Origin of the sequence: Streptomyces doebereineriae (assembly GCF_031845645.1) — a bacterium.
Classification (GTDB): Bacteria; Actinomycetota; Actinomycetes; order Streptomycetales; family Streptomycetaceae; genus Streptomyces; species Streptomyces canus.
This window is the reverse complement of record NZ_JAVREZ010000005.1, coordinates 425,352-443,638: the sequence shown is the minus strand read 5'-3', so window position 1 is coordinate 443,638 and position 18,287 is coordinate 425,352. Positions and strand designations below refer to the sequence as shown.

Genomic DNA, 18,287 nt, shown 5'->3' with positions numbered 1-18,287 from the left:
GGTTTCCCCGCGTCCGGTCCGCGCACCTCCTTCACTTTTCTCCCGGTGCACTTTCAGGCCAGGACGGGCATGGTGGTCCTCGACGCATTCGTCGCGCCCGCATGGGCAGACGAAGGGCGTTCGAGGCAAACCGCCTGGAGCCGCAGAAAGGGATGAACACCGTGACACGACCCAGGATCCTGGTGGTTGGCGCCGGCTTCGCCGGTGTCGAATGCGTTCGCCGGCTGGAGCGGAAACTCTCCCCGGACGAAGCCGACGTCACCTTGGTGACGCCGTTCGCCTACCAGCTCTATCTCCCGCTGCTGCCCCAGGTCGCCTCCGGCGTGCTGACGCCCCAGTCGATCGCCGTCTCGCTGCGCCGCAGCAAGAAGTACCGCACCCGTATCATCCCGGGCGGCGCGATCGGCGTGGATCTCAAGTCCAAGGTCTGCGTGATCCGCACCATCACGGACGAGATCATCAACGAGCCGTACGACTACATCGTGTTGGCTCCCGGCAGCATCACCCGCACCTTCGACATCCCCGGGCTCACCGAGCACGCCTTCGGGATGAAGACCCTCGCCGAGGCCGCCTACATCCGCGACCACGTCATCTCCCAGCTCGATCTCGCGGACGCCAGCCAGGACCCGGCCGAGCGCGCGGCCCGGCTGCAGTTCGTGGTCGTCGGCGGCGGATACGCCGGCACCGAGACCGCCGCCTGTCTGCAGAAGCTCACCCACGCCGCGGTCAAGCGCTACCCGCGCATCGACCCGTCGCTGATCAAGTGGCATCTGATCGACATCGCCCCGAAGCTGATGCCGGAGCTGGGCGACAAGCTGGGACACAGCGCGCAGGAGATCCTGCGCCGGCGCGGCATCGACGTGTCGCTGGGCGTCTCCATCGAGAAGGCGGGCCCCGAGGAGGTCACCTTCACCGACGGCCGGGTGATCCCCACCAGGACCCTGATCTGGACGGCCGGGGTCGTCGCGAGCCCGCTGATCGCCACGCTCGGCGCCGAGACGGTTCGTGGGCGGCTCGCGGTCACCGCCGAGATGACCCTGCCGGGCCAGGACGGCGTCTTCGCTCTCGGCGACTCCGCCGCCGTGCCCGACAAGGCCAAGGACGACGACAGCGCGATCTGCCCGCCCACGGCGCAGCACGCCATGCGCCAGGGCAAGGTGGTCGCCGACAACGTCATCGCGACCCTGCGGGGCCAGGCGCTGAAGCCGTACGTCCACAAGGACCTCGGCCTCGTCGTCGACCTCGGCGGCACGGATGCCGTGTCCAAGCCGCTCGGCATCGAACTGCGCGGCCTGCCCGCCCAGTTCGCGGCCCGCGGCTACCACTGGGCCGCGCTGCGCACCAACGTCGCCAAGGTCCGCGTGGCGACGAACTGGACGCTCAACGCCATCGCGGGAGACGACTTCGTCCGCACCGGCTTCCAGGCCCGCAAGCCCGCCAAGCTGAAGGACTTCGAGTACACCGACGCGTATCTGACGCCGGAACAGGTCCGGAAGCAGGTCGAGGGAACACGGGCACTGGACCAGTAGGAGGGGCGCACATCACCGGAGCCACCCCGCCGTGCCATGCTGGAACGGATCATGACGTGACACGGGAGTGAGTACGGCGGAGTGAACACAGCGAGGCTGCGCGATCGGGTCGCCGCGTCGGACCCGGGGCTGCTCCGGCTGGCCGCCGGGCTGCGCACGGTGGGGGCGATCGCGCTCACGCTGGCCGTGCTCGGTCTGCTGAAGGCCGATGTCCCGCATCTGGTGGCGGGCGCCATCGCGGCGATGGTCGCGACGTTCGCCATCCGGGAGAAGCAGCGCGCCCCGCAGGCCGTGACGCTCGCCCTGGGTCTCCCGGTGGCACTGGCCTCGATGTCCCTGGGCGCGCTCCTCAGTTCCCGCGTGGTGGCCGGTGACCTCTTCTTCGTCGTGCTGATCTTCTGCGCCGTCTACGGCCGCCGCTTCGGCGACCGGGGCACCGCGCTCGGACTGATCGGCTTCCAGGTCTACTTCGTGTCCCTGTTCGTCGGGGCGACCGTCTCCGGTCTGCCCGAGCTGTACGGCGTCCTCGGCGTCGCCTTCCTGTGCAGCGCGGCGGCACGCTTCCTGCTGGTGCCGGAGACTCCCGCAGGTCTTCTCGAACGCCTGCGGGAGGCTTTCCGGGCCAGGCTGGCCCAGCTGGTGTCCGCGCAGCTCCAGCTGCTGGACGCCGGGCCCGAGGAGATCGACGAGGCGCTGAAGGACGTACGCGAGGGGACCGCGCGACTGCACGAGACCGCGCTGATGATCCAGGGGCGGCTCGAGGAGGGGACGTCCGACGCGGCCGCGGCCCGGCTCGTGCAGCGGCGTATCGCGGACGCCGAGATCGCCGCCGAGCGACTCGGTCTGTTGTTGCTGAGCGCCCGCAGCGCCGAGCGGGCGGACACGCTGACCCTTCATCTGCCCGGCGCGCCGGCGCCGCGAGCGGGCCGGATGACCGGCCGGGACGAGGCGATGACCCGGGTGCGCCGCGATCTGGAGGCGCTGCGACTGCTGGTGCTGCGTCCCGTCGCCGCCAGGTCGAGCACGGCGCTGTCCCAGGTCCGCAACCGGCTCCTCGGCTACCGCGAGGAGGAGAACCTGCCGCCCGCGCCGCCGGCCGTCCAGGACGTCTTCCGAGGTGTCGGTGAGGCCGCCCGCGCGGTGCTGGGGCTCAGGATCGCCCTGGACGGTCCGCAGGACGAGTCGGACGACTCCCCCGCGACGGCCCGTTCGCGCGAGGAACTGGACGCCGAGGACGCGGTCATCGACGCCGGTGACGAGGACGCCGGGACGCAGGAGGAGCTCACGGGACTCGGGCGGCCCACGACGCGGGCCGCGGTACAGGTCGCCGTGGGGTCCTCGCTCGCCATCGTCGGGGGCGAGTTCCTCTCCAGCCAGCGCTGGTACTGGGCGGTGCTGACCTGCTGGATCGTCTTCATGAACACCGCGTCCACGGGCGAGATCCTGGTCAAGGGCTATCGCCGGCTGGTGGGGACGATTCTGGGCGTGCTGGCCGGGATCGTGCTGGCGGGGGCCGTCGGGCAGCACACCTGGACGGCGTTCGCCCTGGTGCTGGTGCTGGTGTTCGCGATGTTCTACACCGCGCCGCTCTCCTACACGCTGATGTCCTTCTTCGTCACCGCGGCCCTGGGGCTCCTCTACACCCTGCTGCACACCTACAGCCTCTCGGTGCTGGTGCTGCGTGTGGAGGAGACCGCGCTCGGTGCGGCCTGCGGAGTGATAGCGGCGGCATTCGTCCTGCCGGTGCGCACCGACCGCCGTACGAACGACCTGCTCGTCACCGTCCTGGAGCGGCTAGACGAGGTCACCGAGGCCGCCGTGGACCAGCTCAGCGGCGGCTCCCCCGTCGAACTGCTCGACCAGGCGCGCGACCTGGACCAGGCGCTGGCCGATCTGCGGGCGGCGACCCAGCCGCTCACGCATCCGATCACACCGCTGCGGGCCCGGCGCGACACGGCCCGTTATGTCGTGGCGCTCCTGGAGACGTGCGCGTACCACGCGCGCTCGCTGGCGGCGACGGCCGAACTGCTGTCCACGCACCCCTCGATCGCGGCGGATCCCCGGCTGCGCCGAGCCGGCCGGCGGATCGGGGACAACATCGGGGCGATCGCCGCGCATGTCGCCGACGAGCGCTCCACCGACCGGGTCGAGACCGGGCCGAGCATCGCGTCCCTGCTGGACACCGAAGTCCCCGGCACTCCGCGCTTCGGCCGTGTCACCGACCGCGTGCTGCGGCACGTACAGCGCCTGGACGAGACCGTGGTGGGTCTGGCCAGGCCGCTGCACGTGCCGGTCGCGGCGCCGAAGCGATAGGGCTCAGAGGTCCGTGGGCAGACCGCTCACCTCGGCGATGCCACGCAGTTCGTCGTCGAGGCGACGGCGTTCGCGGATGTAGTCGGCGATCTCGCCGAGGCGGACCGGGTCTTCGGCGGTGTCCGCGTCGGTGACCACCCGGATCGGGCTGGCGTCGTCGTCGACATGGAGTTCGATCACCTTGTTGTCCAGTCGGCCGGTGACGGCGGTGGCGATGACCAGGGCGGCCTCGTCGCGGACCTCCTGGGGCAGCCCCTCCTGCTGGCTGTCCTCCAGGGCGAAGTCCAACGCGGGCAGCTGATGTTCGTCGATCGCCCGCAGGACCGGGCGGACCACGTCGAGCAGCAGCTCGTAGTGCTCCGAGGCCATGCGGATGCGCAACAGATTCAGGTAGACGTCCACGGGCCTACCGTCGGGCGGAAGCTCGGGTTCGTTCATGCCCCTCGGGTTCCCCGTGTCCCGCCGCTCAGACCCGTCGCCAGCGAGCCATTGCGAACGAGAACACCCCGAACAGCACCAGCCCTGCCGCGACCAGGACGAGCAGCCACGGTCCAAGGGGTGTCTCGGCGAACGAGCGGAGCGTGTCGTCGAGGCCCTTCGCCTTCTTGGGCTCGTAGTCGACCGCGGCGCGGACGGCGAACGCCCCCGCCGCGGTGAACACCACTCCACGCGCCGCTCCGCCGCCGACACCCGTCACATCGACCAGCTTCCTGACCCGCGGGCCCATCTGCGCGAGCTTGAGCTTGTCGTGGAAGGACCTGCGCAGCGCCTGTGCGGCGATCCAGACACCGGCCACCGCGACGCCGACGCCCGCGGCACCCACGAGCCACTGCCCTGCGGGCCACTCCAGGGCCCGGGCGGTGATGTCCTTGGACTGTTTGTCGCTCGAGCCTCCGCTGCCGGAACCGACGGCGAAGGACAGCACGGAGTAGGCGACGAACGCGTAGAAGACGCAGCGGGCCGCCGACAACAGCCGTTTCGTGGCCTTTCGCCCGTCAGGACCGACCGCGCCGAACACCACCTCGGACAGTCGCCACAGGGCCATGCCGACGAGCCCGATGCCCAGCGCCCACAGGACGACGGAACCGAAGGGCTTGTCGGCGAGGGTGGCGAGGGCACCGCCGCGGTCGGCCTGGTGCCCGCCGTCGCCGAAGGCGATCTGCAGGGCCAGTACACCGACGAGTAGATAGATCACTCCGCGGGCGGTGAAACCCGCGCGGGCGGCGCCCTCCATGACGGAACCGCGTGCCGCGCGCCTGGCCTGGATCCGGCCGGTCTGTGCCGTGGAGCTCGTGGTCATGTCGACCCCCCTTGAAGTCCGGATGCCGTCCTGGTGGGCGGTCACACGGAATGCGGTCAGTCGGCCAGTCGCGCGCGTTCGGGCCTGGCCCCGAGGAGACGGTGAGCCGTCTCCAGGGCCAGCCGCACGTCCCGCGTGCCGGTGGAAACACAGAGTGTGTAGGCGAGATCCCGGGCCCGCGGGCTCGGCTCGGCCACCTTCGCGGCCTCCTCGGCCCGCAGTGCCTCATACGCGTCGACGAGACGGCGCAGGAACGCGCGGTCGGGTATCGGCATCCGGCTCACTCCTCGTAAGCTCACGCCTCGCCCGGCCCGTCGGCGGCCTGCCTCCGCGCCCGGTCCGCGAGCGCCTCGTCGCGCACGCGCGCGCAGCTGCGGCTGATGAGCCGGGAGACGTGCATCTGCGAGATGCCGAGCTGGTCGGCGATGCGGCTCTGTGTCATGTCCTCGAAGAAACGCATGTAGAGAATGGCGCGCTCGCGCTCGGGCAGCCGCCGCAGGCCCTCCTTGGCGGATTCGCGGTCGACCACGACGTCGTACGACGTGTCGGGGGCGCCCAGGGTGTCGGCGAGGCTGTAGCCGTCGTCGCCGGCCGAGAGCTCGGCGTCCAGGGACAGGGTGCTGAAGCTTTCGAGGGCCTCCAGGCCGGTGGTGACCTCGTCCTCGGTCAGGCCGGTGTGGGCGGCGAGGTCGGCGGGCGTCGGTTCGGGGGAACCGGGGTTCTGGGTGAGCTCGCGCCGGGCCACCCGCACCTTGTTGCGCAGTTCCTGTACGCGGCGGGGCACCCTGAGGGCCCACATGCGGTCCCGGAAGTGGCGCTTGACCTCGCCGGTGATGGTGGGCACGGCGTAGCTCTCGAAGGCTCCGCGTTCCGGTTCGAACCGGTCGATGGCCTTGACGAGCCCGAGGGCCGCGACCTGGCGCAGGTCCTCCAGCGATTCGCCGCGGTCACGGAACCGGCCGGCGATGCGGTGGGCCATGGGCAGCCAGGCGGTGACGAGCTCGTCGCGCAGGGCGTCGCGCTCGGGACCTTCCTCCAGCCCGGCCAGCCGGGCGAAGAGGGCCATGGTGTCGGGGGCGTCGTCGTGCCGCCGCCTGCCGGCGGTGGTGGGGCGGACCTGGGTGGTGGGACGGCTGGTCGACGTGTCGGTGAGCATGCGGATTCGCTCCTGAAGAACGGGTTCAGGGACTGACCGCGGGAGGAATGCCGCCGGGACCGCCGAAAAGGGGCCCGCAGCAGCCATGCAGCTCCCGCTGGCGCGCCTCCGGTCCGAAGCACGAAACTGCGTCTGCCCTGCTGTATGCGACCCAAACTCCGCTGTCGAAACTCCGTTTCCGGCAGCTTCCACAGAGGTGCCGGATCAGCTCAGGGGCACCACGGCGGTGATGCGCTTCCCGCCCGAGGGCAGGTCGGTCACGCGGACGTCGCGGGCCAGTCGGCAGACGATCGGCCAGCCGTGGCCGCCGGGCCGCCACCTGCCCTGCGGGTCGACGGGCTCCTTGGCGACCGGCAGCTCGGCGCTGCGGTCGCTGACCGACAGGCACACGCCCCGGCCCCCGACGTCGACGTGGAAGTCGGTGATGCCGCCGCCGTGCAGGATCGCGTTGGTGGTGAGTTCGGAGGCGACGAGCAGCGCGTCCGAGAGGGCCTGCGCATCGCACGTGGTGTGCGTGGTGCGGCAGCGCTCGGACACGGCCCGCTCGACCGCCCGGCGTGCCTCGGCCGGCCGGCACGGCCATGACCGTGCGCGCAGGTGCGCGACGGCGAGTTCGGGGGTGGCTTCGGCCCTGTGCTCCTCGCACATGAGGTGGCTCCTGATCGATGGATCGACTGGCTCTTGGGTCGGTGCAGCGGAGGCCGGGCCCGGCTCGACCCACGGACACGGTGCCCCTGTACGGTGCGCTTTCTCCGTGAGCCTCTGGTAATCGGCTGACCTCTCCGCGCCCGGTCAAACCTCCCCGTTTCGGGCGGCATGTTGAGCCATTCGATCGCGTTCCCGGGGTACGCGGACGGTATGACGGATGTCGTGGACTCAGATGAACTGCTGCGCCGGATCCAGCGGGCCCGGGCCTGTGCGGCGGAGGAGGAGCGGTCCTGGCGGGCGCGGAGCGACGAGTTGCGGCCCTCCGATCCGGAGGCCGCCGGGGACGCCGCCGTACGCACCCTGGCCTACGAGGCCGTGATCAGGGTGCTGGACGAGGTGCTCAGGCCCGGCAGTCGCTGACCGTCGGTGGTCCGGTGCGGCTGATTGACGGACGTCCGGGCCGGGCACCCGGGTGCCATGACTGTCGACCACACCCAAGCACCCGTTCTGGAAGCTCTGGCCGACTACCACCGCCTGGGACACCTGTCCTTCACGCCGCCGGGACACAAACAGGCCCGTGGGGCCGACCCGGCGGTCCGGGAGACGCTGGGTGACGCGGTCTTCCTCGGGGACGTGCTGGCGTCGGGCGGTCTGGACGACCGGCTGACCCGGGGCCGGGTGCTGGAGCGGGCCGAGGAGCTGATGGCCGACGCCGTGCACGCCGAGCACACGTTCTTCACCACGTGCGGGAGTTCCCTCTCGGTGAAGGCGGCGATGCTGGCCGTCGCGGGTCCGCACGAGAAGCTGCTGATCGGGCGGGACGCCCACAAGTCGGTGGTGTCCGGGTTGATCCTGTCGGGGATCGAGCCGGTCTGGATCGAGCCGCGGTGGGACGCCGAACGCCACCTGGCGCACCCGCCGTCCGCCGCCGAGTACGAGCGGGCCTTCGAAGCCCATCCCGACGCGAAGGGCGCCCTGGTCACCAGCCCGACGCCCTACGGCAGTTGCGCGGCCCTCGGGGACATCGCCGAGGTCTGCCACCGCCGTTCGGTCCCGCTGATCGTGGACGAGGCGTGGGGCGCGCACCTGCCCTTCCATCCCGATCTGCCGTCCTGGGCCATGGACGCGGGCGCCGACATCTGTGTGACCAGCATCCACAAGATGGGCAGCGGTCTGGAGCAGGGGTCGGTCTTCCATCTGCGGGGTGACCTCGTCCCGCCGGATCTGCTGAAGATGCGCGCCGACCTGCTGGGCACCACCAGCCCCTCGGTGCTGCTGTACGCCGGCCTGGACGGATGGCGCCGGCAGATGGCGCTGCGGGGCAAGGAGTTGATGGGCGGGGCGCTGGATCTCGCGGCGCGGGTCCATTCCGCGATCGAGGAGATCGACGGGATGCACGTCGACGACCGCGACGACTTCTGCGGACCCGGCCTGGCCGACGACTTCGATCCGCTGCCCGGTGTCATCGACCTCGACGGGCTCGGGATCACCGGATTCCAGGCCGCGGACTGGCTGCGCGAGCATCGTCACATCGACGCCCACCTCACGGACCACCGGCGGATCGGGATGCAGATCACCCACGGCGACGACGAGGAGACGACCGGCGAGCTGCTCGCGGCGCTCCGGGATCTCGCCCGGGCGGCGCCGGAGCTGGACCCGGCCCCACGGGTGGAGGTACCGCCGCCGTCCGAGCTGCGGATGGAGCAGGCCAGGCTTCCCCGGGACGCGTTCTTCGGTCCGGCCGAGAACGTGCCGGTCGCCGAGGCCGCCGGGCGGATCGCGGCCGAGATGATCACGCCGTACCCGCCGGGGATCCCGGCCGTGCTGCCCGGTGAACTGCTGACCGAGCCCATACTGGAATATCTGCGGACCGGATTGGCCGCGGGCATGAACCTGCCCGATCCCGCCGACGCGGAGTTGGAGACGATCAGGGTGGTAAACGCGTCCGCCGAGTGAAACAGGTCACGCACCTCGGTTTCGATTGCGCGAAATCGCCATGGATGGTTTACGGTTCATTCATACGTGGTGACGGGGTCGACATACCGTCCTCCGACACCACCTCTGTCTGCCCTGGCTGGCCTCCCCCGTCCAGCCAGGGCTTTTTCATGCCCCGGCCAGATCCTCACCTCCGCCGAGGTGCCCCGGACGGCAGCAGCCGCTGAAATGGGCGTAGGCACAACACCGGAATCCATCGCCGGCGAGGAGCCCCGCGTCATGACCAAAGCGATAAAACTGCTGACCGCACTGCCGCAGCCGCAGCGCCAGAGCCTGATGACGCTCGCCAAGGAGGTCTCCTTCCCCGAGGACTTCCACATCTTCGAGGCGGGCGGTACGGCCGACCGCTTCTGGGTCATCCGCTCCGGAGCGGTCTCGCTGACCCAGCAGGTGACCGCCCATCACCGGGTGACGGTCGGCGGACTCGGCTCGGGCGACCTGCTCGGCTGGTCCTGGCTGTTCCCGCCGTACCAGTGGGACTTCGGCGCGGAGGCCTTCAGTCCCGTACGGGCCCACGAGTTCGACGCGGCGGCGGTGCTCCGGCTGTGCGAGGAGGACAAGCAGCTCGGCATGATCCTGGTCCGCAGCGTCGCCGAGATCCTCGCCCACCGGCTGGAGACGACCCGGGGCAAGCTCATGGAGCATTACGGCACGCACCGGCGCGGTGGTCTCTAGGGCTGTGGCTGCAGGAGGCTCTCCCGGTCTCAGACGCGGTAGCGGCGCAGCGCCGGGACGGTGAAGGCCAGGGTCAGCATGACGGCGACGACCAGGATGCCGCCGCCGGCGACCGCGGGCCGGGCGCCGAAGGCCGAACCGGCGGTGCCATGCAGGACGTCGGCGAGGCGGGGGCCGCCCGCGACGACCACGGTGAAGACACCCTGCATCCGGCCGCGCATCTCGTCCGTCGCGGCGGAGAGCAGGATCGCCCCGCGGAAGACCATCGAGACCATGTCGGCGACCCCGGCCGCGGCCAGGAACACCACGGCGAGCCACAGACTGCCGCTCAGACCGAAGCCGGTGATGGCCACGCCCCAGGCGACGACCGCGCCGATGACCATCCAGCCGTGCCGACGGGCCCGCGCGAAGGTGCCGGAGACCAGCCCGCCGACCACCGCGCCGATCGGGATGGCCGCGAACAGCAGGCCCAGCGCGCGCCCCTCGCCGTACGGGGCGTAGGTCTCGGAGGCGAGCTGCGGGAACAGGGCCCGGGGCATGCCGAAGACCATGGCGATGATGTCGGCGAGGAAGGAAAGCAACAGCACCTTGTGCGCGGAGATGTAGCGGAAGCCCTCGGCGATCTCGCGGACACCGGCCCGACGCGCCACAGCGGCCGCGAGCGGCGGCAGCGAGGGCAGCCGGTACACCGCCCACACCGTGACGCACAGCGCCAGGGCGTCGATGAGGTACAGCTCGGGCAGGCCGATCACGGGGATCAGGACACCCGCGAGCAGGGGGCCGACGACCTGGCCGGTCTGCATGACGGTGGAACCGAGGGCGTTGGCGGCGGGCAGTTGGGCCTCGGGGACGAGACGGGCGATGGAGGCGTTGCGCGCGGGGGCGTTCAGACCCCAGAACGCCTGCTGCACGGCGAGCAGGACCATCAGTGCCGCCACCGAGTCGAGTCCGCTGACGGCCTGGAGCCAGAACAGGACCGACGTGACGGCGATTCCGGTGTTGGTGATCAGCAGCAGCTTGCGGCGGTCCATGCTGTCGGCGACCGCGCCGCCCCACAGCGCGAACACGATCAGCGGCAGCAGTCCGGCCATGCTCGCGGCGCCGACCCAGGCCGAGGAGCCGGTGATGTCGTAGATCTGCTTGGGCACCGCGACGGCGGTGAGCTGGCTGCCGACGGCCGTGACGATGGTCGAGCTCCACAGCCGGCGGTAGGCAGGGATGCGCAGCGGGCGGGTGTCCATCGCCCAGCGACGCCAGCCGCGCCGGAGCGGCGGCGCCTCGTCCGCGGCCGGTGTCCTGGGTTCGGTGCTGCTCTCGCCGGTGTCCACACGTGTCCTGGTTGCTCGTTACATCTAACGGATCCAGGCTTCACTATCGCAGCACCGTCCAGGAGTCCGGGACGCGGTATCTCAGCTTGTGGAACCGGCCATTGATGACTTCACGCTCCGGCCACCAGCGTGGCGCCGAGGGCGACCATCGTGGCGGCGACGAGTCCGTCGAGGACGCGCCAGGCGGTCGGCCTGGCGAGGAAGCGGCTGAGCAGCCGGGCCCCGAAGCCGAGCGCGGCGAACCAGCACAGACTGGCGAGCACGGCGCCCAGCCCGAAGGTCCAGCGCAGCGGGCCGCGGTCGGCGGCCACGGATCCGAGCAGGAACACGGTGTCGAGGTAGACGTGCGGGTTGAGCCAGGTCATCGCCAGACAGGTCAGCACCGCGCGCTTCCGGGAGCCCGTCGCGTCGCCCTCCGTCCGCAGGCCCGCCTCCGCCGGCCTGAAGACCCGGCGGGCTGCGAGGACGCCGTAGCAGAGCAGGAATCCGCCACCGATCCAGCCGACCAGGGTCAGCGCGCCCGGCCAGGCGACCACCACGGCGCCGACACCGCCGACGCCGAGAGCGATGAGGAGAGCGTCGGACAGGGCGCAGATGCCGACGACGGCGAGGACGGCGTCGCGGCGGATCCCCTGACGCAGGACGAAGGCGTTCTGGGCGCCGATGGCGACGATGAGCGAGAGGCCGGTGCCGAAACCGGCGGCAGCGGCGGACAGGGAAGCGGGCATGGCTTCGACGGTACGGAGACGATCACTGCACGTACAGCTAAAGATTCTTACGTATCATTAGCTGTCGTGATGATGAGCGAGCTTCCCCTGGATCAGGTGCGGACCCTGCTCGCGGTGGTCGACGAGGGCACGTTCGACGCCGCGGCCGCCGCTCTGCATGTGACCCCTTCGGCGGTGAGTCAGCGGGTGAAGGCGCTGGAGCAGCGCACGGGGCGGGTGCTGCTGGTGCGCACGAAGCCGGTGCGGCCGACCGAGTCGGGCGAGGTGGTGGTGCGGTTCGCCCGGCAGCTGGCCCGGCTGGAGCGGGACGCTCTCGCCGAGCTGGGCATGCCGGGCGAGGGGGAGGTGACCCGGGTCTCGGTAGCGGTGAACGCGGACTCCCTGGCCACCTGGTTCCTCGGGGCGCTCACGCGGGTTCCCGAGCGGGAGCGGCTGTGTTTCGAGCTCCGGCGCGAGGACGAGACCCGTACGGCGGAGCTGCTGCGGGAGGGGCTGGTGATGGCGGCGGTGACGTCTTCGCCCGAGGCCGTGGCGGGGTGTTCCGTGCGGGCGCTGGGGCGGATGCGGTATCTCGCCGCGGCGAGTCCCGGGTTCGTGTCGCGGTATCTCGAGGGGTCGTCGCGGGAGGGGCTCGCGGAGGCGCCGGTGGTGACGTTCGACCGCAGTGACGACATCCAGGACGGGTTCCTGCGGCAGCTGGGCCGCGGTGGGGCGAGCCGGTTGCGGCATGCGGTGCCGGCGTCGGAGGGGTTCGTGGAGGCAGTCGCGCTGGGACTGGGGTGGGGAATGGTGCCGGAGATTCAGGCGGGGGCGTTGCTGCGTGAGGGGCGGCTGATCTCGCTGGTGCCGGATCAACCGGTGGATGTTCCGTTGCATTGGCAGCAGTGGAAACTCGATTCGCCTGCGCTGGCCGCGGTGGCGGAGGCGGTGACAGCGGCCGCGTCGGAAACGCTCCGATGAGATCCGCCGTCGGTGGCCTCAGGTCCGTCGTGGCCGATCGCGCAGTTCCCCGCGCCCCTGAGGGGCGCCACCGGCCTGCCCCTCCACACTGTCCAGGAGCATCTCCAGCGCCGTCGGGTACGCGCTGGTGACCATACGGGTGGCCAGAAGAGGTGCCGCCTCCGCGATGCGGGGGTAGCGGTCGCCGGGCAAGTGAGCGTACGTCGAGCGCCACATGGACTCGTCGGCGTCCAGCGCCGCGCTCGGCAGGGCCAGAGACGCCGCGTCCAGGGCCGCGAAGGCCAGCGTCTGGTCGATGAAGGCGTGGTAGATCCGCACCGTGTCCGGGAGCGGGAAGCCCGCCCTGCGCAGGATGTCCAGGACCGCCTCGTCCGCGGCCAGTTCGTTGGCCCGGCCGGTGACCCTGCTGGTCGTCAGCACGGCGGCCTGCGGATGGGCGACATACGCGGCGTGGATGCGCAGGCCCACCTCGCGCAGATCGTGCCGCCACCGCCCCGTCGGCGCCCAGCCCTCCAGCGCCTGCCCGATCAATGCGTCGCCGATGGCCAGCGTCAAGTCGTCCATGCCGCGGAAGTAGCGGTAGAGCGTGCTCGGATCGGCGTCCAGGGCCAGGCCCAGGCGGCGGGCGGTGAGGCCCTTGCTGCCATGTTCGCGGAGCATGCGCAGAGCCGTCTCGACGATCAGCCCCTCGGACAGCACGGTCCCGCTCCTGGTGGGCCTGCGGCGACGGCGCTTGTTCTCGGGGACCACGGGCTTCGGCATGGCGGCCTCCTTATGCCAACGCCATTGACCTTAAACGAGTGCACGGCGTTGCATCTCCGCCAGGGCCCCGTACATCTGCGACCTTTGACCCGTGAGGGAGTGTTTGTCATGCGTGTACTGCTCGTCGGCGCCGGGGGCGTCGGCACGGCCATCACCCGGATCGCTGCCCGGCGGCCGTTCTTCGACGTCATGGTCGTCGCCGACTACGACCCGGCCCGCGCCGAGGCCGCGGTGACCGCGCTCGGCGACCGGGCCGACCGGTTCCGCGCCGAGCGCGTAGACGCGAGCGACGAGTCGGCCGTGACCACCCTGCTGGAGCGGCACGCCTGCGACGTCCTCCTGAACGCCACCGACCCGCGGTTCGTGATGCCCCTGTTCCGGGCGGCGCGCTCCGCAGGGGCGGCCTATGTCGACATGGCGATGTCCCTGTCGCGTCCGCATCCCGAGCGGCCGTACAAGGAGTGCGGGGTCAAGCTGGGCGACGAGCAGTTCGCGCAGGCCGAGGAGTGGGAGAAGGCGGGCGCTCTGGCCCTCGTCGGCATGGGCGTGGAGCCGGGCCTCTCGGACGTCTTCGCCCGGCACGCGGCCGATGAACTCTTCGACGAGATCGAGGAGATCGGTGTCCGCGACGGCGCGGATCTCACCGTCGACGGCTACGACTTCGCCCCTTCCTTCAGCATCTGGACCACCATCGAGGAGTGCCTGAACCCTCCCGTGGTCTACGAGGCCGACCGCGGCTGGTTCACGACGGAACCCTTCAGCGAGCCGGAGGTCTTCGACTTCCCCGAGGGCATCGGCCCGGTCGAGTGCGTGAACGTGGAGCACGAGGAGGTGCTGCTCGTCCCCCGCTGGGTCGGTGCGCGCCGGGTCACCTTCAAGTACGGACTGGGCCGCGAGTTCGTGGAGACGCTGAAGACCCTGCATCTGCTCGGCCTGGACCGCACCGCGCCGGTGACCGTGCCGAGCGCCGCGGGGCCGGTCGCGGTCTCGCCGCGGGACGTCGTGGCCGCGTGTCTGCCCGATCCGGCGACGCTGGGCGAGCGGATGCACGGCAAGACCTGTGCGGGCACCTGGGTGAAGGGTGTCAAGGACGGGGCGCCGCGCGAGGTGTACCTCTACCACGTGGTCGACAACCAGTGGTCCATGGCGGAGTACGGCTGTCAGGCGGTGGTGTGGCAGACCGCCGTGAACCCGGTCGTCGCCCTCGAACTCCTCGCCACCGGCGCCTGGTCCGGCGCCGGCGTCCTCGGTCCGGAGGCCTTTCCGGCCCGTCCCTTCCTGGATCTGCTGACCGCCTACGGCTCCCCGTGGGGCCTGCGGGAGCAGTGACCGGGCGCGTCCCACAGGACCCGATTGTTTCACCGCGCATCGACAGGTGACCCGAAAACGAGTAAGGCATGCACGAGGGCACGTACGACTTCGATCGCAGGTGACTTTTGATGGACAACTGGCGAACCCATGCCGCGTGCCGCCGCGAGGACCCGGACCTCTTCTTCCCGATCGGCACCACCGGCCCCGCACTGGTCCAGACGGAGCAGGCCAAGTCCGTCTGCCGGCGCTGTCCCGTCCAGGAGCAGTGTCTGCAGTGGGCCCTCGACACCGGGCAGGGCATCGGCGTCTGGGGCGGCACGAGCGAGACGGAACGCCGGGCACTCGCCCGGCGCGCGGCCGCCGCGCGGAGAAGGTCCGGCTGACCGGTCCGTTCAGCGGGTCCGACGATCGGGCCCGGTCGACGCCACGTGCGACGACCGGGCCCGGTCAGCGGCGCGCCCGAGCCCGGCGGCGCGCGTGAGGAGTTCCGCGCGCAGCGCCCGCGCCTCGCGCTCCGGCCGGCGACCGGGGCCCGGTCAGCGGCCCGTGCGGCGCAGCGGACCCCAGGAGTTCTCCTGCCGGTCCACTTCGGCCCGTGCCTCGTCGATCACCCGGGGGTCGATCCAGCACATCGGCCGCACGTCCGTGATGAGCGGCTCGTTGTCCGGCCCCCGGCCCCGCTCGCGGCCCTGGAGGACCCAGGGGCGTACGTACGGGCCCTTCTCGTGAGGAAGGTGGGAGTAGTCGTACAGGCGTCGGGCCACCCACAGCTGCACGGGTCGGCCCTGCCACCACTCCTCCACGTCGAGCGGGTTCGCCGACAGTCCCGGCAGCGACACGCCGGTGAGGTCGTCGGTGCTGGACGCACGGGCCAGATCGACCTCGGGGCCACGGGACCAGCGGACGTACAACTGTCCGTGCCGCTCGGTCAGGCTCCCGAGTTCCGCGAGTGTCCCTACCACCGGCAACCCGTCCGACACGCTCATGTCCCGACCTCCCTCTCCTTTCGCAGGCATACGGGGTACCCCGCGCGCCACGAAGAAAATCAGGTGTACGGCTGAGGTGGCGTACCCCCGGGCATCAGCAGGGTGAAGAGGCTGCCGATGCCGAGCTCGCTCGTCGCCTCGACCGTTCCGCCGTGGGCGGCGACCAGGTGGCGGACGATGGGAAGGCCGAGGCCCGATCCCCCGGTACGGCGGCTGCGGGACTTCTCCGCGCGCCAGAACCGGTCGAAGACGTGGGGCAGGTCGTCCGCCGCGATGCCGGTGCCGGTGTCGGCGACTGCCAAGGCGATGTCGTCGCCGTCCCGGCGCGCGGACAGGGTGACCGTGCCGCCGGCCGGGGTGTGGCGCAGGGCGTTGGAGACCAGGTTGCCGAGCGCCTGCCGCATCCGCAGCGGGTCGGCGTCCAGCCATGGCTCGCCCTCGATGTCGGTGCGCAGTTCGACCCGGGCCGCGCCGGCGGTGACGCGGTGGGCGGCGGCGACCTGCTGGAGGAGTTCGTCGCAGCGGACGGGCTCCCGGTGCAGGCGCAGGGTGCCTGCGTCGGCGGCGGCGAGGTCCTGGAGGTCGTCGATGACGCGCTGGAGGACGAGGGCCTCCTCGTGCAGGGAGGCGAGCAGGGCGGGGTCGGGGTCGACGACACCGTCCCGGGTGACCTCCAGCCAGCCGCGGATGTTGGTGAGCGGGCTGCGGAGTTCGTGGGCGATGTCGCTGACCATCGCCTTGCGCTGGGCCTCCAGGCGTTCGCGGCGTTCGGTCAGGTCGTTGAAGGCCGCGGCGAGGATGCCGGTCTCGTCGCGGGTGGTGACGGGGACGCGCACATGGAGTTCGGGCGGTTGCTGGGCCGCAGCGGTGAGCGCGCGCAGCGGCCGCACCAGCCGGGTGGCGACCAGTGCGGTCGCGGCGACGGTGACGGCGAGCACGAGACCTGCGGTGCCCACGACCTTGGCCTTGTTGGCCGGGGACATGTCGAACAGCACGGCGGGCGTGTCGCCGGTGCCCAGGAAGAGTTCGGCCACCGGGGCCACGTACGGGTCGAGCTGGGCGCGGCGGGCGTCGTCGAGGCAGGCCTGGGCCTCGCGTGCCTCCTTCGCGTCCTGTTTGGCGAACGTGGGTGCCGACGACGGGGAGCGGAAGTCGGCGCCCGCGCGCCCGGCGCCGACGCTCAGCGGTGTCTCGGCGCTCAGGCCATTGCGGGTCAGACAGGCGCGCGCCCCTGCCTGGAGTGCGTCCAGGGCCTTCTGCTCCGTGGGCATCGGCGTGTTCAGGACTCCGTCGGCGCAGGCGTCGGGCACATAGGAGGGCTGCACGGAGCTGTCGGGTTCGATGAGGACCGCCCGGCCGCTCGGGGTGTGCACGATGGTGGTCTCGATGCCGTTCCGGGCGAAGCAGGACTGGCGTTTGCGCGCGTTGGCGTCCATCTCGGCACGCTCCCCCTGCGTGAGCCGGTACGGGCCGACCACGCGGGGGTCGATGCCGCCGATCTGGGCGCCGCGTTCGCTGTACGTGTCGGTGCGCAGCGGGTCGACGGTGGCGGCGGCGCTCGGTGGCAGGGCGGTGCCGCGGGCAGCCGAGTCGGCGACGGTCCTGCGCTCGGGGGTGACGAGGGCGATGCGCCGGCCGGTCTTCGCGGACAGCTCCCGCACGGTGGCGCCCACGCCGGTCCAGTCGGGGTGGGTCGCCGCGTAGCCGCTGAGCTCGGCGAGGACCTCCATGTCGTCGGCGAGCGCCTGCCCCTGTTCCTCGCGCAGGGCCTGGGTGGTGGTCGCCACGGCCAGCCAGGCGGTCGCGGCAACCGAGCACACGGCGATGAGCCCGGAGGTGATCAGCAGGCGGACCAGCAGCCTTTTGTGCAGGGGTATACGAGCGCTCACCCGCGGCCGCCGCTGAGCTTGTAGCCCACCCCGAACACCGTCAGCAGCCGCACCGGCCGGCGCGGGTCGGCCTCGATCTTGCGGCGCAGGTTCATGATGTGCACGTCCACGGCCCGTTCGGTGGAGGCCCGGTCGGTGCCCCGGGTGACCTCCAGCAACTGCCGCCGTGAGAAGACCCGTTCCGGCTCGGCGACCATGGCGAGGAGGATCTCGAACTCGGCCGGCGTGCATTCCACCGGCGCCCCGTCGCAGCGCACCTCGTGCCGTACGGGATCGACCGCCAGGCCTCCGGCGCGCACGACGGGATCCTCGGGCCGGTCGGCGACCGCGCCCCGTCCGCTGCGCCTGAGGACGGTCCGGATACGGGCCATCAGTTCGCGCGGGCTGTACGGCTTGGTCATGTAGTCGTCGGCGCCCAGCTCCAGGCCCAGCAGGACATCGTCCTCCTCCGACCGCGCGGTGAGCATCACGACGGGAATGTCCTCGTCGCGGCGCAGCACCCGGCACACGCCGAAGCCGTCGATCACCGGAAGCATCAGGTCCAGGACGACGAGATCGGGGGCGAGCCGCCGGGCCGCGTCCAGGGCCGCCCGCCCGTCGTGGACCACGGTGGCGGTGTGGCCCTCCGCGAGCAGGGAGCGCCGTATGAGTTCGGCCTGCATCTCGTCGTCCTCGGCAACCAGCACATGTGCGCACACCCGGCGGAT

The 18,287-nt window shown here is 71.4% G+C and carries 19 protein-coding genes; 8 read left to right on the top strand and 11 right to left on the bottom strand.

The window, feature by feature from the left end:
- Nucleotides 1–152 precede the first annotated feature (152 nt).
- Nucleotides 153–1,529 (top strand): NAD(P)/FAD-dependent oxidoreductase, encoded by a 1,377-nt coding sequence (locus RNB18_RS18260; RefSeq protein ID WP_311715128.1) that lies wholly within the window; start codon nucleotides 153–155, stop codon nucleotides 1,527–1,529.
- Between the two features lie 81 nt (nucleotides 1,530–1,610).
- The gene (locus RNB18_RS18255) at nucleotides 1,611–3,842 is read left to right on the top strand and encodes an FUSC family protein (protein ID WP_311715127.1); all 2,232 of its coding nucleotides are present in this window, start codon (nucleotides 1,611–1,613) and stop codon (nucleotides 3,840–3,842) included.
- Between the two features lie 3 nt (nucleotides 3,843–3,845).
- Here RNB18_RS18255 and RNB18_RS18250 read toward each other — a convergent pair whose 3' ends face one another.
- The 5 genes from RNB18_RS18250 to RNB18_RS18230 form a co-directional block, all read right to left on the bottom strand.
- Nucleotides 3,846–4,280, bottom strand: coding sequence for a hypothetical protein (locus RNB18_RS18250; protein ID WP_311715126.1), 435 nt, complete (start codon nucleotides 4,278–4,280; stop codon nucleotides 3,846–3,848).
- A gap of 28 nt (nucleotides 4,281–4,308) precedes the next feature.
- The gene (locus tag RNB18_RS18245; RefSeq protein WP_311715125.1) at nucleotides 4,309–5,142 is read right to left on the bottom strand and encodes a DUF1206 domain-containing protein; all 834 of its coding nucleotides are present in this window, start codon (nucleotides 5,140–5,142) and stop codon (nucleotides 4,309–4,311) included.
- 56 nt (nucleotides 5,143–5,198) lie between these two features.
- The gene (locus tag RNB18_RS18240; RefSeq protein ID WP_311715124.1) at nucleotides 5,199–5,417 is read right to left on the bottom strand and encodes a DUF5133 domain-containing protein; all 219 of its coding nucleotides are present in this window, start codon (nucleotides 5,415–5,417) and stop codon (nucleotides 5,199–5,201) included.
- A 20-nt stretch (nucleotides 5,418–5,437) separates the two neighbouring features.
- On the bottom strand, nucleotides 5,438–6,298 hold the full coding sequence (locus RNB18_RS18235) for a SigB/SigF/SigG family RNA polymerase sigma factor (RefSeq protein ID WP_311715123.1): 861 nt from the start codon (nucleotides 6,296–6,298) through the stop codon (nucleotides 5,438–5,440).
- Nucleotides 6,299–6,502: 204 nt separating this feature from the next.
- Nucleotides 6,503–6,946: an ATP-binding protein gene (locus RNB18_RS18230; RefSeq protein ID WP_311715122.1), complete on the bottom strand. Its 444-nt coding sequence runs from the start codon at nucleotides 6,944–6,946 to the stop codon at nucleotides 6,503–6,505.
- A gap of 210 nt (nucleotides 6,947–7,156) precedes the next feature.
- Here RNB18_RS18230 and RNB18_RS18225 point away from each other — a divergent pair, with 210 nt between their 5' ends.
- The 3 genes from RNB18_RS18225 to RNB18_RS18215 all read left to right on the top strand — a co-directional run bounded on the left by RNB18_RS18225 (nucleotide 7,157) and on the right by RNB18_RS18215 (nucleotide 9,616).
- Complete coding sequence (locus RNB18_RS18225) at nucleotides 7,157–7,366, top strand: hypothetical protein (protein WP_311715121.1); 210 nt, start codon at nucleotides 7,157–7,159, stop codon at nucleotides 7,364–7,366.
- Between the two features lie 57 nt (nucleotides 7,367–7,423).
- The gene (locus tag RNB18_RS18220; protein ID WP_311715120.1) at nucleotides 7,424–8,902 is read left to right on the top strand and encodes an aminotransferase class I/II-fold pyridoxal phosphate-dependent enzyme; all 1,479 of its coding nucleotides are present in this window, start codon (nucleotides 7,424–7,426) and stop codon (nucleotides 8,900–8,902) included.
- A gap of 258 nt (nucleotides 8,903–9,160) precedes the next feature.
- A complete protein-coding gene (locus RNB18_RS18215; protein ID WP_311715119.1) occupies nucleotides 9,161–9,616 on the top strand; it encodes a cyclic nucleotide-binding domain-containing protein in 456 nt (151 codons plus the stop codon).
- Between the two features lie 29 nt (nucleotides 9,617–9,645).
- Here RNB18_RS18215 and RNB18_RS18210 read toward each other — a convergent pair whose 3' ends face one another.
- Nucleotides 9,646–10,944 (bottom strand): MFS transporter, encoded by a 1,299-nt coding sequence (locus RNB18_RS18210; protein ID WP_311715118.1) that lies wholly within the window; start codon nucleotides 10,942–10,944, stop codon nucleotides 9,646–9,648.
- A 110-nt stretch (nucleotides 10,945–11,054) separates the two neighbouring features.
- Nucleotides 11,055–11,672 carry a LysE/ArgO family amino acid transporter gene (locus tag RNB18_RS18205; protein ID WP_311715117.1) on the bottom strand — a complete coding sequence of 206 codons (618 nt, stop codon included), beginning with the start codon at nucleotides 11,670–11,672 and terminating at the stop codon, nucleotides 11,055–11,057.
- Nucleotides 11,673–11,741: 69 nt separating this feature from the next.
- Here RNB18_RS18205 and RNB18_RS18200 point away from each other — a divergent pair, with 69 nt between their 5' ends.
- Nucleotides 11,742–12,632 (top strand): LysR family transcriptional regulator ArgP, encoded by an 891-nt coding sequence (locus RNB18_RS18200; protein WP_311715229.1) that lies wholly within the window; start codon nucleotides 11,742–11,744, stop codon nucleotides 12,630–12,632.
- Between the two features lie 18 nt (nucleotides 12,633–12,650).
- On the opposite strand, the gene RNB18_RS18195 is transcribed toward RNB18_RS18200, so the two are convergent.
- The gene (locus tag RNB18_RS18195; RefSeq protein WP_311715116.1) at nucleotides 12,651–13,394 is read right to left on the bottom strand and encodes a TetR/AcrR family transcriptional regulator; all 744 of its coding nucleotides are present in this window, start codon (nucleotides 13,392–13,394) and stop codon (nucleotides 12,651–12,653) included.
- A 108-nt stretch (nucleotides 13,395–13,502) separates the two neighbouring features.
- Here RNB18_RS18195 and RNB18_RS18190 point away from each other — a divergent pair, with 108 nt between their 5' ends.
- Both RNB18_RS18190 and RNB18_RS18185 read left to right on the top strand, forming a co-directional pair.
- Nucleotides 13,503–14,723 carry a saccharopine dehydrogenase family protein gene (locus RNB18_RS18190; RefSeq protein ID WP_311715115.1) on the top strand — a complete coding sequence of 407 codons (1,221 nt, stop codon included), beginning with the start codon at nucleotides 13,503–13,505 and terminating at the stop codon, nucleotides 14,721–14,723.
- 110 nt (nucleotides 14,724–14,833) lie between these two features.
- Nucleotides 14,834–15,088, top strand: a complete 255-nt coding sequence (locus RNB18_RS18185) for a WhiB family transcriptional regulator (protein ID WP_057611382.1) — start codon at nucleotides 14,834–14,836, stop codon at nucleotides 15,086–15,088.
- A gap of 153 nt (nucleotides 15,089–15,241) precedes the next feature.
- Here the strand turns inward: RNB18_RS18185 and RNB18_RS18180 are convergent, their stop codons facing one another.
- Genes RNB18_RS18180 through RNB18_RS18170 form a run of 3 tightly spaced genes read right to left on the bottom strand, consistent with a single transcriptional unit; the run spans nucleotide 15,242 to nucleotide 18,278 of the window.
- Nucleotides 15,242–15,691 (bottom strand): DUF6098 family protein, encoded by a 450-nt coding sequence (locus RNB18_RS18180; RefSeq protein WP_311715114.1) that lies wholly within the window; start codon nucleotides 15,689–15,691, stop codon nucleotides 15,242–15,244.
- A gap of 59 nt (nucleotides 15,692–15,750) precedes the next feature.
- Nucleotides 15,751–17,580 carry a sensor histidine kinase gene (locus RNB18_RS18175; RefSeq protein WP_311715113.1) on the bottom strand — a complete coding sequence of 610 codons (1,830 nt, stop codon included), beginning with the start codon at nucleotides 17,578–17,580 and terminating at the stop codon, nucleotides 15,751–15,753.
- Nucleotides 17,577–18,278, bottom strand: coding sequence for a response regulator transcription factor (locus RNB18_RS18170; protein ID WP_057611385.1), 702 nt, complete (start codon nucleotides 18,276–18,278; stop codon nucleotides 17,577–17,579). The genes RNB18_RS18175 and RNB18_RS18170 overlap by 4 nt, the downstream gene beginning before the upstream one ends.
- Between the last annotated feature and the right edge of the window lie 9 nt (nucleotides 18,279–18,287).

What these genes read in the sequence shown, in the direction of transcription:
- RNB18_RS18260 (WP_311715128.1), top strand. Translation starts at nt 153, where the DNA reads ATGAACACCGTGACACGACCCAGGATCCTGGTGGTTGGCGCCGGCTTC.
- RNB18_RS18250 (WP_311715126.1), bottom strand. Translation starts at nt 4,280, where the DNA reads ATGAACGAACCCGAGCTTCCGCCCGACGGTAGGCCCGTGGACGTCTAC.
- RNB18_RS18245 (WP_311715125.1), bottom strand. Translation starts at nt 5,142, where the DNA reads ATGACCACGAGCTCCACGGCACAGACCGGCCGGATCCAGGCCAGGCGC.
- RNB18_RS18240 (WP_311715124.1), bottom strand. Translation starts at nt 5,417, where the DNA reads ATGCCGATACCCGACCGCGCGTTCCTGCGCCGTCTCGTCGACGCGTAT.
- RNB18_RS18235 (WP_311715123.1), bottom strand. Translation starts at nt 6,298, where the DNA reads ATGCTCACCGACACGTCGACCAGCCGTCCCACCACCCAGGTCCGCCCC.
- RNB18_RS18230 (WP_311715122.1), bottom strand. Translation starts at nt 6,946, where the DNA reads ATGTGCGAGGAGCACAGGGCCGAAGCCACCCCCGAACTCGCCGTCGCG.
- RNB18_RS18225 (WP_311715121.1), top strand. Translation starts at nt 7,157, where the DNA reads ATGACGGATGTCGTGGACTCAGATGAACTGCTGCGCCGGATCCAGCGG.
- RNB18_RS18220 (WP_311715120.1), top strand. Translation starts at nt 7,424, where the DNA reads ATGACTGTCGACCACACCCAAGCACCCGTTCTGGAAGCTCTGGCCGAC.
- RNB18_RS18215 (WP_311715119.1), top strand. Translation starts at nt 9,161, where the DNA reads ATGACCAAAGCGATAAAACTGCTGACCGCACTGCCGCAGCCGCAGCGC.
- RNB18_RS18205 (WP_311715117.1), bottom strand. Translation starts at nt 11,672, where the DNA reads ATGCCCGCTTCCCTGTCCGCCGCTGCCGCCGGTTTCGGCACCGGCCTC.
- RNB18_RS18200 (WP_311715229.1), top strand. Translation starts at nt 11,742, where the DNA reads ATGATGAGCGAGCTTCCCCTGGATCAGGTGCGGACCCTGCTCGCGGTG.
- RNB18_RS18195 (WP_311715116.1), bottom strand. Translation starts at nt 13,394, where the DNA reads ATGCCGAAGCCCGTGGTCCCCGAGAACAAGCGCCGTCGCCGCAGGCCC.
- RNB18_RS18190 (WP_311715115.1), top strand. Translation starts at nt 13,503, where the DNA reads ATGCGTGTACTGCTCGTCGGCGCCGGGGGCGTCGGCACGGCCATCACC.
- RNB18_RS18185 (WP_057611382.1), top strand. Translation starts at nt 14,834, where the DNA reads ATGGACAACTGGCGAACCCATGCCGCGTGCCGCCGCGAGGACCCGGAC.
- RNB18_RS18180 (WP_311715114.1), bottom strand. Translation starts at nt 15,691, where the DNA reads ATGAGCGTGTCGGACGGGTTGCCGGTGGTAGGGACACTCGCGGAACTC.